Below are 15,188 nucleotides of genomic sequence, written 5' to 3'. Positions count from 1 at the left end.
AAAGGGCAAAAAGTTCTTAGAGGATATTTTTATTGTCATTTTGCTGCGATTTTTTGGCGGTTCTTCGGCATAACGCAGAAAATACAGAAACCGCTTGATTTGATTCGGTTTCCGCACTAGAATGGAAACCGGAAAAGCAAATACGGTTTCCACAAGGAGGACGCTTATGCAGGAAAAGCTCGATGCGCTGGTGCGCACGCAGGCCATGCAACTGTTCCGTCAACAGGGGCTGCATTTCACCATGCAGCAGGTGGCAGAGCCGCTGCATATCAGCAAAAAGACCATCTACACCGTTTATCCTTCCAAGGAGACGCTTTTGCTGGACATGGTAGACCACGCCTTTGCAGACATCCACCGCTGCAAGCAGGAGATTCTGGCGGGCAGCGGTACTTTGCAGGAAAAGCTGCGGGCAGTTATCATTGCTATGCCGGCAGAATACGCCGCTTTGGATCTGCGACAGATGAAGGAACTGGACGAGAAATACCCGGTGGTGGCGGCGCGGGTGCGCAGTCAGCAGGAAAACGGGTGGGAGCCCACCATGGTGCTGCTGGAGCAGGCTGTGGCTGAAGGGGTCATGCGTCCGGTATCCCTGCCGGTGCTGCGGCAGATGATCACCGCATCCATCGAGAGTTTTCTGGCAGACCGCAGTCTGGCAGAAAGCGGGGTGCAGTATGTGGCTGTGCTGGAAGAAATGATCTCGATTTTACTGGAAGGAGTGCTGCCGCGATGAAACACAGTTTTTGCGATGGATGGGAGTTTACACGACACTGGACAGAAGCCTTTGGCAAGGGGCTGCCGGTGCCAAAACAGGAAGTCGTCCGCCTGCCCCATACCTGCCGGGAGGTGCCGCTGCATTATGTCTCCCCGGCCGATTACGAGATGGTCTGCGGCTACCGCAAACGGTTCCAAGTGCCGCCAGTGCAGGCTGCGCCCCGGCTGTTTGTCCGCTTTGACGGAGCCGCCCATCAGGCAGTGGTGCGGGTCAACGGCAAGGTTGCCGGGCAGCACCGGGGCGGCTATACCGGCTTTGCGGTGGAGATCACCGATCTTGTTGACCGGGAAGGCGAAAACCTGCTCACCGTGCAGCTGGACACCAGGGAAGACCCGGCTATCCCGCCCTTTGGCTTTGTCATTGATTACCTGACCTACGGCGGGCTGTACCGAGAGGTCTGGCTGGAGGCTGCGGCAGAAAGCCGCCTGACCGACCTGTTCGTCTACACGCCCACCCTGCATGACGCCGTGGTGCAGTGGACGGCAGAGCTTGCGCCCGCAGCCGTGGCGGTCCGCATCCGGCTGGAGACCGCAGACGGTACCCTGCTGGCAGAGCAGACCGCACAGGCGGCAGAAACCGGGAAGATGCAGCTTTCTGTGCCGGACGCACAGCCGTGGGATACAGAGCACCCGGTTTTGCATCATGCCATTGCAGAGCTTTTGAATGCAGCCGGACAGCCCATCGACCGCAAACAGGTGACGTTTGGTTTCCGCACGGCAGAGTTCCGGGCGGACGGCTTCTACCTCAACGGAAAAAAGACCTTTCTGCGCGGCTTGAACCGGCACCAGAGCTACCCTTACATCGGCTACGCCGCACCGGAAAGCCTGCAGCGGGAGGATGCCCGCATTTTGCAAGAGGAGCTGCACTGCACCGCCGTGCGCACCAGCCACTACCCCCAAAGCCAATATTTTCTGGATGAGTGCGACCGGCGGGGTCTGCTGGTGTTCACCGAACTGCCGGGCTGGCAGCACATCGGGGACGACAACTGGAAGGACGCCGCCTGTGAAATGCTGCGGGAGATGCTCCTGCAAAACCGCAATCACCCCAGCATCATCCTGTGGGGTGTGCGCATCAACGAGAGCGTGGACGACGATGCCTTTTACACCCGCACCAACAAAATTGCCCACCAGCTGGACCCCAGCCGTGCCACCTCCGGCGTGCGGTATCTGGAAAAGAGCCATCTGCTGGAGGACGTCTACGCCTACAACGATTTTTCCCACAACGGCGTAACGCCCGGCGCTAAGCCCAAAAAGGACGTGACCCCGGATATGGGCAAGGCGCTGCTCATATCGGAATGCAATGGTCATATGTACCCCACCAAAGCCTTTGACGATGGCCCGCACCGGCAGGAGCACGCTCTGCGGCACGCCCGGGTACAGAACGCCGCTTACGGCAGCGGGGAACACGCCGGGTGTTTTGGCTGGTGCATGTTCGATTACCAGACCCACAAGGACTTTGGCTCCGGGGACCGCATCTGCTACCACGGCGTGCTGGACAGCTTCCGCAACCCCAAATTGGCGGCGGCGGTCTATGCCAGTCAGGGTAACGCTGACCCGGTGCTGGCGGTCAGCTCCTCCATGGACATCGGCGATAACCCCGCCGGGCAGCTGGGCACGGCATACGTTTTCAGCAATGCCCAGCAGGTCAAGTTGTACAAAAACGATGTGTTCGTTACCGCCCTGCGCCAAAGCGAGTGGACAGCACTGCCGCATCCGCCCTTTGTGATGGACGATACCATCGGTGAGCTGCTGGAAACGCAGGAGCACTTTTCCCCCTCCAAGGCAGCCGCTGTGCGGGACTGCCTGCTGGCCGCCGGAAAATATGGCTTAGCGGGACTGCCGCTGGCTTACAAAGTCAAATTCGGCTGGTGTATGCTGCACTACAAAATGACCTTTGCAGACGGCGTGGCGCTTTACGGCAAATATGTGGGCAACTGGGGCGGCGAAGCCACCCGCTGGCGGTTCGATGCCGTGCAGGACGGCAACGTGGTGCGCAGCGTGACCCTTTGCCCCAGTGCAAAGCTGCACTTGGAGGTCAAGGCCAGCCGGACGACCCTGCGGGAGCAGGACACCTACGATATGGCCGCTGTGCGGGTACGGATTCTGGACGAGAACGGCATTCCCGCCCCCTATGCACAGTTCCCGGTGCAGTTTGTGGTGGAGGGCAGCGCCGCCCTTGTCGGCCCGCAGACCGCCGTGGCAGAGGGCGGCATGACCGGTACTTATCTGCGCACCGTGGGTACTGCCGGAGAATCCGTGCTGACCGTTTCTGCACCGCAGACCCAGCCCGTTGTGCTGCGGTTCACCATCGAAAAGGAGGATGCTGTATGGAACTGACCCTGAAACAGAAAACCGCGTTCGGTATTGGTGCCGTGGGCAAGGATATGGTATATGCCCTGTCGGCTTCCTACGTCATGTATTATTATCAGGATGTGCTGGGGCTTTCGGCCAGCTTTGTGGGCGTTGTTCTCATGGCAGCCCGGTTCTTTGATGCCTTCAATGACCCCTTTATGGGCATTCTGGTGGCAAAGACCCGTACCCGCTGGGGGCGTTTCCGTCCGTGGATCTTTTCCGGCACGCTGCTCAATGCGCTGGTGCTCTACGCCCTGTTTGCCGCCCCGGTGCTGGACGAAGCAGCGCTGATGGTCTATTTCAGCGTGGTGTACATCCTGTGGGGCGTCACCTACACCATGATGGATATTCCTTACTGGTCCATGATCCCCGCCGTGACCCGCACCCCAAAAGACCGGGAGAACCTTTCCATGGTGGGGCGTACCTGTGCAGGCGTTGGCTCTGCCCTCATCGCCATGTTCACCATGCTGCTGGTGGGCATCCTTGGCGGCGACAGCGAGCGTGCAGGCTTCCGCTGGGTGGCATTGATCGTAGCGGTAATTTTTGCAGTGACAGAGCTGGTGTGCTGCATTTCCATGAAAGAAACCACCCCCCAGTGAGATGAAGACTGCCACCGTAAAGGAGATGTTCTCCGCCCTGTTCCGCAACGATCAGGCTATGGTAGTGGTGGGCAGCATCGTGCTGATCAACTCGGCGCTGTACCTTACCTCCAACTTCATCATCTATTTCTTCAAGTACGACCTTGGCGGTGCAGGCTGGAAAGCCACCTACACCCTGTTTTCCACCGTGGGCGGTGCGGCACAAATTTTGGGCATGATGGTGCTTTACCCACTGCTGCATAAAAAGTTCAGCAGCACACAGGTATTCCAGCTGAGCCTTGTGCTGGCGCTGTGCGGCTACGGCACGCTGCTGGTGTTCTGCCTGACCGGCCTGTCCCACAGTCTGGCGCTGTTGTGCATTCCGGGCGTTGTGGTGTTTGCCTGTAACGGTATGCTGAGCGTGCTGACCACCCTGCTCCTTTCCAACAGCGTGGATTACGGCCAGCTCAAGACCGGACGCCGGGAGGAGAGCGTTATCTTTTCCATGCAGACCTTTGTGGTCAAGGCAGCCTCCGGCGTGGCGGTATTCCTGACCGGTATCGGGCTGGACCTGATCGGTCTTGTGGGCAACACGGAAGAGACTGGCCCCGTAGCGGTGCAAAGCGCCGGAACGCTGCTGGGTCTGCGCCTGATGATGACGGTTCTGCCCATGCTGGTGCTGGCAGGTGTGCTGGTGCTGTTCCGCAACAAGTTCGTTCTGACCGATGCCCGCGCTGCCGAGATCAGCGCACAGCTCCATGGGGAGGAAACGCACCATGACTGAAACGCTGCACTGGTACGCGGAAACCTCCGGCGGCACACGAAAGGGCAGCTGCGCGGTCACGGAGAATGGCGGTGTGCTGCATCTTTCTGCCGACCTGCCCGCTGGGACGCTGAAGACCGTACATGCCGAGCTGCCGTGGACGATGGAAGCAGACGAACGTCTGTTCATGAACGGCTACCAGACATGGACCTACAGCCCGGAGCTTGACCGGAACGGCAAGCTGCGCGGCACCGACCATATCCCCGGCTTTCTGAGCAAGAAATACGCCTTTGACCGCTACGGCGATTATCATTTTGCGCCTTACGGGCATCAAAAGGGGCAGAGCCACGGCTTTTCCTACTGCTATTTCCGCAAGGGCAAGCAGTTCCGGTTGGTGGCATCGCTGGACGAGACCCCGGGCTACACCATCCTCCGCTACGACAGCGGCAAAGCCCTGCTGACATTGGAGCGGGACTGCGCCGGGGTGGAGCATCCCGGCGGCAGTTTCCCACTCTTCGACCTGTTTTTTGCCGAGGGCAGCGAGGTCGAGGTGTTCGACGGCTGGTTTCAGGCGATGGGCATACGCCCTCGGACGGAGAAAAAGCTGGCAGGCTATTCCAGTTGGTACAACCGCTATCAAAACATCACCGAGGACACCATCCGGGAGGACATGACCGGCTGCCGCAGCCTGCTTTGCCCGGGAGACCTGTTCCAAATCGACGATGGCTGGGAGCCGAAGGTGGGGGATTGGCTGGAAACGGATACGCAGAAATTCCCCCACGGGCTGAAAGGCATGGTACAGGAAATTCACGCCGCCGGATTTCAGGCTGGGCTATGGCTTGCACCCTTTGTGTGCGAAAAGGACTCTGCCCTTTTCCGGCAGCACCCGGACTGGCTGCTGAAGGTGAACGGTGCGCCATGGTGCTGCGGCAGCAACTGGAGCAGCTTTTATGCACTGGATATCGACAACCCGGCAGTGCTGGACTATCTGCGCTGGGTGTTCGACCGGGTACTGAACGACTGGGGCTTCGACCTTGTCAAGCTGGATTTTCTGTACGGCGCTGCCCCCTTTGGCAACGCCCGCGAGAGCCGGGCGGGCAGAATGTACCGTGCTATGGAGCTGCTGCGCAGCTGGTGCGGGCAAAAGACCATCCTCGGCTGCGGCGTACCGGTGATGCCTGCCTTCGGGCTGGTGGATTACTGCCGTGTCAGCTGTGACGTAGGGCTGGACTGGGACGATGTGTGGTATATGCGCCTGTTCCACCGGGAGCGGGTGTCCACAAAACAGGCCATCAACAACACTATATTCCGGAGGCAACTCAATGGCCGCGCCTACGGCAGCGACCCGGATGTGTTCTTTCTCCGGGAGGAAAACTGCAAGCTGACGGCAGAACAAAAGCACACCCTTGCCACGCTCAATGCCTTGCTGGGCAATGTGTTCCTTACCTCGGATATGCCGTCCCGCTACACACAAGCGCAGCGGGCAGAGTACCGCCGCCTGCGCACCCTCTTTGAGCGTGCCACGCAAGTGCAGGTGGAAATGGAAAACGGCCGTCTCTATATCCGGTATCTGCTGGGCGGAACACCGCAAAAACTTTGTTTCGACCTGTTTTGACAGTGCAAACAAACCACAATCAAACAACAACACCCGCCCATATACTGTGCTTTGCACACGATACATGGGCGGGTGTTTTGCTGTTCTGCCAGTATGATTTCTCAGCTTTTCAAATGTAGCTTGGGTCTGTGCAGCGCCGCCGAGGTTTCATACGTCCTACTGCTTTTCCCGTGCTTCAAAATGACACCGGCTCTATTATAATGGATGGAAATGCTGGGAACAAGATGAAAGATACCGGTGTACAGGATCTGTCCCCGGAGAGTTGTAACAAGCCATCCGGGGACATTTTTGTTTTTCGGTATCTTTTCTGTAGGAAAAAAGCGTGGCATACTGAACAAAACAACTTGGAATTTGTGGAGGAAAACCCGATGGAAGAAAAAACGTATCGTACCCGTTGCGGAACGATCCACTATTGGGCGAGTGTGTCAAACCTGAATCTTTTCAAGTTTGCGGCGACCAAAGGCAATCTTTCCGCAGTAGACGGGATTTTTCAGAATGGCCCGAATCAATGTTGCGCTGAAAAGGGGAGAGGTACCGTTCTGACGGGCGAGTTTCTGAAAACCGTGGGTCTCCAGATATTTGGAAAGACCATTTGCGCCTGTGTCCGTATTTACATATTGCTCAAAAATCGTGCGTATGGCAGGGGCTTCATCTTCGTTGATTTGCAGCACACCGTCAACCAAACGATAGCCATAAGGCGCAAAGCCGCCGTTCCAGCGGCCTTCTCGTGCCTTGTCCACTGCCTGCTTGTGGGTCACACTGCCATTTCCAACAAGAAGGCGCTCACCGCTCATGGTTAAAATGCGGTCAAGGTGGTTTGCCCAATCCTGCATGGTCATGGGCTGTTCGCGTTCTGCCTGACGTTCTGCGAAATCCAGATAACCGGAAACCAACTGCCCCATAGCACGAAGCTCTTTCTCGTTCAGATAATTTTTGGCAATAGTAGCTTCTCGTAAGGTGGGTTGATTTCCTACAAAAGTGGTCAGACCCATAAATTCCTTTTCGGCATCTGCACGGTTGTAAATGACCTCGGCGGCAGTCTGACCGTGGATGGCATAATGAATTTTATTCTGAACTTTTTTGAAGAACTGGACGGAGATTTCTGCTTTTGGGTCGTAGTCAATGCTGGTTGCATAGATTTCCAGAACCTGACGGTAGAACACCTTTTCAGAAGCACGGATGTCGCGGATGCGTTCCAACAGCTCTTTGAAATATCCACCGCCGCCCAAATTTTTCAGGCGTTCATCATCCAGCGCAAATCCCTTGCGCATATATTCTTTCAAAATGCCAGTTGCCCAGATACGGAATTGTGTGCCTCGTTTGGATTTGACGCGGTAACCAACGGAAATGATAACATCAAGATTATAGTAATCCACGTCGTATGTTTTTCCATCAGCGGCAGTGTAGGCAAATTTTGCCCACACTGATTCCTTTTGGAGTTCACCTTCTTTGAAAATGTTTCGAATGTGTTTTCCGATAACGCTGCGGTCACGTTGGAACAACTCAGCCATCTGGTCAATGGAAAGCCAGACGGTGTCACCATCAAAGGTAGTATCGATTTTGGTCAGGCCGTCTTCCGTGGTGTAAATGAGGATGGAATTTTTAGGAGAGTTGCCTGGTCGATTCATTTTAAGAACCCCGTTCCGTGTATGTAATACAGTGGAAGGGGAGACCTTGCCACTGTGTTGGGACAAATATTACAAGAAAATTATATCATGCTGCAAGAGCAGTATCAACAGCATCTTGTTGATTTTCGTTGTTTGATAAGGATTCTGCTTTGTCTATTTCCAAGACAGATGCGTACTTCTCAATCACATCAGCTAGAAAGGCTGCGAATGCGCTCCATTCATCGAGCGTGGGCGTAGAGCAGTCCGAAGAGGAAGGGCCGGTTTCTGTACGGTGGCAATTATTCAATAGGCAGCTCCATTTCCTTGTAGCTGGATGACTTTTGCACCCGGCAATTTTTGTTTTCCGACATTTTCGTTTTATCCGATCAAAAGTTTCAGTCGTTCCAGCTTTTCCTGTGCGTTCTCCTTCCGTAAGCTGACCCCAATGCAGGAAATCGGAACGCACATTTCCAGCAGGCGGTCATAGATGCGGGCATGGGCGGTATTCTGTGGGTATTGTATCTCGTCCAGCGTCAGGTTGGTGGTGACGATCAGCGGCTTCCGGCTGCGGTATCGGCTGTCCACGATGTTGTAGATCTGTTCCAGTGCGTATTCGGTGCCACGTTCCATGCCGAAATCGTCAATGATGAGCAGGGGGTAGCGACAGAGATTGTCCACAACATCGTTCCGCCCGGAAAAGCTGCTGTTCAACTCGTTCAGGATTCGGGCAAAGTTTGTCATACGCACAGGCACTTCCTGCTCCATCAGAGCGTTTGCAATGCACCCGGCAAGGAAACTCTTGCCGGTGCCTACACCACCCCAGAGAAGAAGCCCAAGGTTCTCTGCGCGCATGGTCTGCCATTGCTCTACATAGCGGTGTGCGTGGTGCATCTGTGGGCTGCGGCCATTGTCGTTTTCAAAGGTCCAGTCCAGCATTGACGGGTCAGAAAATCCCTCTGCTTTCAGCCGCCGCACAAGGTCGTTGTGCTTTTGCTGGCTGATAAGGGTTTCTTGTTTTTCTCTTTCCGTGCGCTGGCAGATGCATTCGATTGGGTGCTTGTTTTTGCCCATCAGGGCAATGCCCTTTGCAAAGAACGCTTCTTTTGGGGTGTGACACTTTCCACAATGAAGCAGGCCGTCCTTGCCATAATAATCATCGGTGTTTTCGGGAATACTGGATGGGAGCTGTTCCAAAATTTTTTCGATCGTTTTTATAGGCTTTCTCCTTCCCTGAATGTGTAGTCCGGGATGCCCGGTGCTTGCTTTTGTTCCGACTTTTGCCGTTTTGCCCAGATGCGCAGGGTAGCGGCATGGTCGGCATATTTTTTGCCGGTGGACTGGATATAAGCTGAAAGCTGTTCGATCAGGCTATCCAGCCCGAAGAAATCGGCTTTGAGTTGCTTGTACTCTTTTTCCGTCAGAAAGACATTGTGATATTCTCCAAAGGTTAAAGGGGCGGCTGTTGTTTTTATCAGGTGGCTATCTTTCAGGTTGTTCTTATAACGTTGGTTAGTGGAACACTTTTGTTCCATGGAAGATATCATTTCTGTTCCATCGGATGGAACAAAATCGTTCCATGCAGGGGAACATTTTTGCACTGTCGGAACTTTTACAAAGATGCTGTTGGGCACAGTAATGCGACCTCTTCTGCGCTCAATCAAATCGGCATCTTCCAGTGAACGCAACGCACGTTTAATGCTCATGGTGCTGCATCGTAGAGCATCGCTCAATGATGAAAGAGGGAAAATCACATAGACGAAGCCGCGCTCATCCATCCAGTTGTTCTTTTGGGAAAGTGTTGCCCGGTCCAGCAGCAGGGTGTAGAGCAATTTTGCTGTGTGGCTCAGGTCTGTATCCAGCAGAAAGCGGGCATAGGGCAGATATTGTGGCAGTGGCATATTGGGTTTCAAGTAATCCGAAATGGCATTCACCTCCATTTTTATATCCGAATTAGTGCTAGACCGTTTGAGAGTTTTGGTTTCTATCATTGTTCAGACGATCTTTTACCGTCTGAAGATACCGACTGGCACGGTCGATAAAAATCAGCAGTTTCTCATTGTTCTTCGGTTCGGTAAGAATATCCGGGTATTCACGAAAGCACATTTCCCACCGCCGGACAAAATCCTCCTGTGCTCCCTGAATCTCGCACATCATGGCTTCGCCATCTGCCAAACGGCGAGGTGAATAGATGCTCTTGACGGCATCCTTGAGATTCTGTTTTTCTTCCTTGTTGAGTCCTTTCTTATGCCCCTGAATGTCTTGCTTGAAGGTCGTTATAAACTCATTGCCCTTTGAAGGCGAAGAATACGAATCCGTGATACTGGAATCCCGTTTGGCTTTGGGCTTACGCAACTCTGCCACAACTTCGGGACGCTTTTCCTTTGGAACCTTTGCAATCGAGGAAATTTCACGGTCGGTTGCCCGGATCTTTCCGCTCAGGATTTCTTCCTGCGCTCCGGGTACTGCTTCCTCCGCTGCTTCCACACCTCTTGCAAATTGCTCTGCACGGTAAACATAACTTTCGGATGTTCCATGTTCCGCAGCGACCTTCGATCGTGAACCGTGCTTTGTGCGGTCTGGTTCATTTTGAGCCAGACCACTTTCAGATGCCAAAGTATACTGATTGCCGTGAAACGATTTGATTTGCTTTTCCGCTTCTGCCTGCTTTCCGATCAGGAACTTTTTCTGTTCTGGGGTCAGGTTTCGCCGCCCAAGCTGATTTTTACAGATCCATACGAGTGCTTCATAACGGCTGGAAAATTCTTTTTCGATGACTTCAAATGGAATAAATGGATATTTCCGAAGAATTTGATAGCGTGTATGTCCATCCACAATATAGCCGTTCCATGTGATGATCGGATTCAGTACACGTTCCTCCTTGAGGATGTTCATTTCCAGTTGGTGGGTTTCCTCAAACGACGGAGGGTTGATTTGATTCTGGAACTCCGGGTCGATTTTAAGCTGGCTCAGTTTTGTCATAGGCAAACCATCCTTTCTGAAATGAAATAGAATGTCATTGTTCTTACGCCGTTCTCTCTGCATGGATTTCCTGCCCCCTTCCGGCGGCGTTTTCCGGCTCTCCCTTGCGGGGTCTTCGCCGGGTATCCCATGCAGACGGTCATTCGGTTTTCAAGGTTCGATGAAGGCTCTGAAATTAGACTAACACATTCATAGAAGATTTTTTAGGAGGTCGTACCTCCGGTTTTGGGTTGTAAAAAAACGGAAGTGATGCTTCCGGTTTTCTGCTGCAAACCATTGAAAAAATTATATCACATCGTAAATTTTATTTTTAGGAACTGGTAGTTCCGGTTTTTAAAAAATATGAAGTGAATTTCAAGGCAAAATCGGAACTATTGGTTCTGGTTTTGCGTATTAACGTGATTTCAAATTTTGGGTACCGTTCTCTCTGAATGGATTTCCTGCCCCCTTTTGGCGGCGTTTTCCGGCTTTCCCACTTGGGGGTCATGGCCGGGTATCCCATGCAGACGGTCATTCGGTTTTCAAGGTTCAATTGGTGTCTTGCTGGTAACTTATCACACTTTCAAAAGATTTTTTAGGACCTGACAGGTCCGGTTTTGAGGGAGTAAACCGGACATAGTAGGTCCGGTTCGGTGAACGGCTCTGAATAGAGCATACCATAATAACACTCGAATTTTTAGGAAGTGATACTTCCGCTTTTTGCCTTCAAAACCGGAAGTAATAGTTCCGGTTTGATGCAATATCGAATGAATCAACGCTGATTTTTACAAAACGCTTTTTCTAAGAAAATTCACTTATTCAGCGCCCGTTAAGGTGCAGAACTGGCGCATTCTTGTACTGAATATCGGGTTTGGGCGAAGCACAACAAGCGTTTTTGAATTTGAATTTGAAAAAATCGGATTCAAAAATTGCGAGGTGGTACCGGCTTGCCCTGCTTGCTACAATTGTGTTGGTTCTGAGAGTTCACAGCCAGTGAGCTATACAGATGCCCAAACCTAAGCTACAATGTAGATGTGCTGAGAGAACGGTGCCCTGCTTGAGCTGAAACGCTTGTACGCGCAAACTGTTCTCCGCCATCTCATTGCAGCGTTCGATTGACGCAGGTTGAGTTATCAGCAGATAAAAATGTTGCTGTACATTCGTGTCACAAAGCAAGCTGAATCGGTAATGGGCATAGGCGGAACCGGCATGAAAAAGGAGGTCAGAAAATGAAGTCTGCTGTTATCACCGCTGTCGGAGTCGATGTGTCTAAAAGCAAAAGCACAGTTGCAGTACGTAGACCGGGTGGCGAGATCGTGATGCACCCTTTCGATGTACGCCATACAAACAGCGACTTGAAAAAACTGGTCTCAACTCTCAAAAAGTTAGGAGGAGATATTCGGGTCGTAATGGAACATACCAGTATGTACTGGAGGCCGATTGCCTTGACCCTCAAAAAGGCGGGCTTCTTTGTCTCTGCTGTAAATGCGATGCTGATCCATGATTTCAGCGACAATTCTATCCGAAAGCTCAAAACAGATCGTGCCGATGCTCTGAAAATCGCAAATTACGCGCTGACTTTCTGGGATACACTGCCACTGCTCAACGATGAAGAGGAAACCAGATTGCTACTTAAAATGCAGTCGAGAGCAAATGAAAGAATCACTGCAACCGCAACAGTTCTTTGCAACGGGCTGATTGCTTTGGCAGATCAGACCTTTGCAGGGGTGAATCTTGCCTTCGATCCGAACACGAAAAATACAGATGGCCACGAAAAGTGGGTGGATTTCTTTCTGCGCTATTGGCACAGGGACTGCGTATGTCAGTATTTCATGGAAGTTTTTACGGAGTCCTATCGAGGCTGGTGTAAGCGCAAGAATTATAAGTTTCGTACCGCTACCGCTCATAAGATCTATATTATGGCGCAGGAATGCGTGGCTACCCTTCCCAAGTGCGAAAGCACAAAGACTCTGATCGGACAAACCTGCAAAAGTTTGAATGCCGTCTGTGAAGCCAGACACAACACGCAGCTTGAAATGCAGCGACTGGCTGCACTGCTTCCAGAATATGAAATCGTGATGCAAATGGAAGGTGCTGGGCCTGTTACTGGGCCGGCTCTTATGGCCGAGATTGGCGATGTCCGGCGATTCAAGAACAAGAAAGCCCTCGTTGCTTTTGCCGGAATTGACGCACCACCATTCCAGTCCGGTGCTTTTGAATCCAAATCACGCCATGTTTCCAAACGAGGATCACCGCATTTGAGACGGACAATATTCCTTGTCTCTAATATTATCCTGACGCTCTCAAACCCAGAGAATGCCGTTTTCTGCTTTATGGGAAAAATGCTCAGAGGGAAAACATTACTATGTCTATACTGTTGCAGGAAGCGCAAAGTTCTTGCGCATCTACTATGCTCGCGTGAACGAGTACCTTCGCTCTCAAGTAGCAGCGGTTGTTTATGAATGACATTTGACAGATTGCTACTATGGAGAATTTCAGCTGACAGGCTGCGCCGTCGGCTTATTAAAGTTGCCGGATGCTCACTGCACCCGGCAACCATTCTTTTTTCGATTCCGCTATTGACACAAGTTAGCAGGTTTGCAGCGGTTGCAAATGCGAAAATTTTTGTGCAGAAAAATAACCGCCAGCTTCAAGTTGAACTTGAAAGCTGACGGTCCTGATTGCAAAATGATTTTCAAATTTGGAAGGCACGTTGAGAGGCTTCATAGTATCCGCAAGCAGTGCAGACGTATATACATCTGCTTATTTTGCGTTGCAAAATACTTGTTGGGAATACCCAAACCCGCGAACTGCATCCTGTGAATGCAGGCTGAAGTACCGAAAGACTGTCAAAACAGACAAATTTTAACCGAACGATTTGGATAGAATGCGGCTGTTTGGAATTTCTATTTCATTGTTGGACTATTAGTGGTAATATTAGTCTATTATAATTGGATTCGATAAAGTGTATGAGGAGAACTATTATGGCATCACTAACACATGTATGTGTGTGGTCTTCTAAGGGCTGGACTCATATCACACCTGAAGAAGTCGCCCGTAGCCATCCGGGAGGATCGGTATCTGCACGCAGTGGCCTTTTTATGTGTGAATTGTGCGGACAATATGTACGATTTGTTGATGGTGATATCCAGACACCGCATTTTCGTCATAGTGCATATGAAGAAAGCAAAGATTGTCCGGAGCGCACATTTGGTCCGGGAGGAAACTATACCTATGTGGCTGGTGAACATGAACTTCCCATCCGAATTGTCAATATTACAAGCACGGGCTTTTCATTTGAGTTGGGACTGGTTGCGGTTCCAAGAGAACTTTTGAAAAAGCAGATGCGCAAGGAGCTTACAATTGTTCCATCTAACAAATCGATGACTCCATTTGTATATTCGTATGAACGCTTAAATAAGGACGTTCTTACATATGTTCCAATTGGAGATTGTCCCAGTGAGAAGTATACTGTCATATCATCTGATGAAATTGAAAGAACATATTGGCCGCGCATCACAAATGGTGTACGAGAGAGTGGCGCGATTTTTGATGCGGAAAGTGGAAAAATGCTTCCTGATGACGCTGACGTTATAGTAGGAAAAGAGTATTATTTGCTTTCAAGAGGCCGACTATATAATATTTATAATGGCGTTTCAATTAGACAACTTTTGAAAAGAAATATTTCTTGGTCAACATGGTACTTATTGCAAGTTACTGCAACGGACCTTACGGAGTCTGCAGCTAAATTCTTTTTGAACTATCATTGCCGTCTTACAAGTCAGCCGATTTCGATTCAACCAATTTGGCCGGTATATGTGCAATCACCGTATGTCATTCAAAACTCTGGGGAAACGACATGGTTTCTCGTTCAGGGACAAGGTGAAACGACGACAAAGACTTATCCTGCAGCAACAATGCTATACTATCCGTCTGACGGAGGTAAAGTTTGCTCGATTGAAGTTAATGAGCGACAGCAGCTGATTTCTACGGGCAGAGCGAAGGTACTGGAGTACACATATCTTTGGAAGAAACCACTGAATGAACGGGCAGAACAGCCGAAGGTGACAATTTCTGATATCGATGGAAATCCTGTACCAAGTGGATTGCAAAATAATATTCCGCAAAATCATATTATACGAGTGACTGCTCCATTTGATGGAACGATCCGACTTGAAAAGAATGGATTTGTAATTGAACAAATTTCATTGAAAGCAGAAATTTCCATTGAACTTGATGCAATTCAATATGGCGTCCGTGTTCTGATTTTACAGGGATTGGACATTGTTTGGAGTGCAGAGTATAAGAAAGAAAATTCCGAAGTCCTGAGTTCGGACGATACAGTGAACTTTCAGAATCTAGTTCATGCGCATGGGAGAAAGATACCGGTTTCGCATACGTTAGGGGCAACGGTCGGTTTACTAAAGAATTATCCTAAAACTCGAAAATGGGTTTCTGAAAAAATACGAAGCGGATATATGGAAGAAGATGCCCTCGCATATTATAAAAATTTTATTGTGATGTTAAAGAGCAAGCGGTGAGGA

The 15,188-nt window shown here is 51.2% G+C and carries 10 protein-coding genes and 1 pseudogene; 7 read left to right on the top strand and 4 right to left on the bottom strand.

The annotated features are described in order from the left end of the window. Positions 1 to 166: 166 nt before the first annotated feature. From WMO20_RS01670 to WMO20_RS01650, 5 genes are read left to right on the top strand one after another with little or no spacing between them, the layout of a single operon-like run. Complete coding sequence (locus WMO20_RS01670) at positions 167 to 730, top strand: TetR/AcrR family transcriptional regulator (RefSeq protein WP_349185633.1); 564 nt, start codon at positions 167 to 169, stop codon at positions 728 to 730. Next, a complete protein-coding gene (locus tag WMO20_RS01665; RefSeq protein WP_349185632.1) occupies positions 727 to 3,108 on the top strand; it encodes a glycoside hydrolase family 2 protein in 2,382 nt (793 codons plus the stop codon). The genes WMO20_RS01670 and WMO20_RS01665 overlap by 4 nt, the downstream gene beginning before the upstream one ends. Next, positions 3,099 to 3,722 (top strand): MFS transporter, encoded by a 624-nt coding sequence (locus WMO20_RS01660; protein ID WP_349185631.1) that lies wholly within the window; start codon positions 3,099 to 3,101, stop codon positions 3,720 to 3,722. Before WMO20_RS01665 ends, WMO20_RS01660 begins: the two co-directional genes overlap by 10 nt. Position 3,723: 1 nt before the next feature. Further along, positions 3,724 to 4,485, top strand: coding sequence for an MFS transporter (locus tag WMO20_RS01655; protein ID WP_349185630.1), 762 nt, complete (start codon positions 3,724 to 3,726; stop codon positions 4,483 to 4,485). After that, complete coding sequence (locus WMO20_RS01650) at positions 4,478 to 6,079, top strand: glycoside hydrolase family 36 protein (RefSeq protein WP_349185629.1); 1,602 nt, start codon at positions 4,478 to 4,480, stop codon at positions 6,077 to 6,079. Before WMO20_RS01655 ends, WMO20_RS01650 begins: the two co-directional genes overlap by 8 nt. Before the next feature lie 425 nt (positions 6,080 to 6,504). Here WMO20_RS01650 and WMO20_RS01640 read toward each other — a convergent pair whose 3' ends face one another. The 4 genes from WMO20_RS01640 to WMO20_RS01625 all read right to left on the bottom strand — a co-directional run bounded on the left by WMO20_RS01640 (position 6,505) and on the right by WMO20_RS01625 (position 10,665). Further along, on the bottom strand, positions 6,505 to 7,707 hold the full coding sequence (locus tag WMO20_RS01640; protein WP_435387750.1) for a virulence RhuM family protein: 1,203 nt from the start codon (positions 7,705 to 7,707) through the stop codon (positions 6,505 to 6,507). Between the two features lie 357 nt (positions 7,708 to 8,064). Then, on the bottom strand, positions 8,065 to 8,901 hold the full coding sequence (locus tag WMO20_RS01635) for an ATP-binding protein (protein ID WP_349185647.1): 837 nt from the start codon (positions 8,899 to 8,901) through the stop codon (positions 8,065 to 8,067). Beyond that, positions 8,898 to 9,623 carry a replication initiator protein A gene (locus tag WMO20_RS01630; RefSeq protein WP_349185628.1) on the bottom strand — a complete coding sequence of 242 codons (726 nt, stop codon included), beginning with the start codon at positions 9,621 to 9,623 and terminating at the stop codon, positions 8,898 to 8,900. Before WMO20_RS01630 ends, WMO20_RS01635 begins: the two co-directional genes overlap by 4 nt. A gap of 19 nt (positions 9,624 to 9,642) precedes the next feature. After that, positions 9,643 to 10,665: a ParB N-terminal domain-containing protein gene (locus WMO20_RS01625; protein ID WP_349185627.1), complete on the bottom strand. Its 1,023-nt coding sequence runs from the start codon at positions 10,663 to 10,665 to the stop codon at positions 9,643 to 9,645. 1,223 nt (positions 10,666 to 11,888) lie between these two features. Here WMO20_RS01625 and WMO20_RS01620 point away from each other — a divergent pair. Together WMO20_RS01620 and WMO20_RS01615 are read left to right on the top strand one after the other, a co-directional pair. Continuing rightward, positions 11,889 to 13,110, top strand: a pseudogene (locus WMO20_RS01620) (IS110 family RNA-guided transposase). 518 nt (positions 13,111 to 13,628) lie between these two features. Next, complete coding sequence (locus tag WMO20_RS01615) at positions 13,629 to 15,185, top strand: hypothetical protein (RefSeq protein WP_349185626.1); 1,557 nt, start codon at positions 13,629 to 13,631, stop codon at positions 15,183 to 15,185. Positions 15,186 to 15,188: the final 3 nt, after the last annotated feature.

The sequence above is a fragment of the Faecalibacterium intestinale genome (assembly GCF_040096575.1).
Classification (GTDB): Bacteria; Bacillota; Clostridia; order Oscillospirales; family Ruminococcaceae; genus Faecalibacterium; species Faecalibacterium intestinale.
The sequence above is the reverse complement of the archived record's forward strand: the minus strand, read 5'-3'. Positions and strand labels throughout refer to the sequence as shown.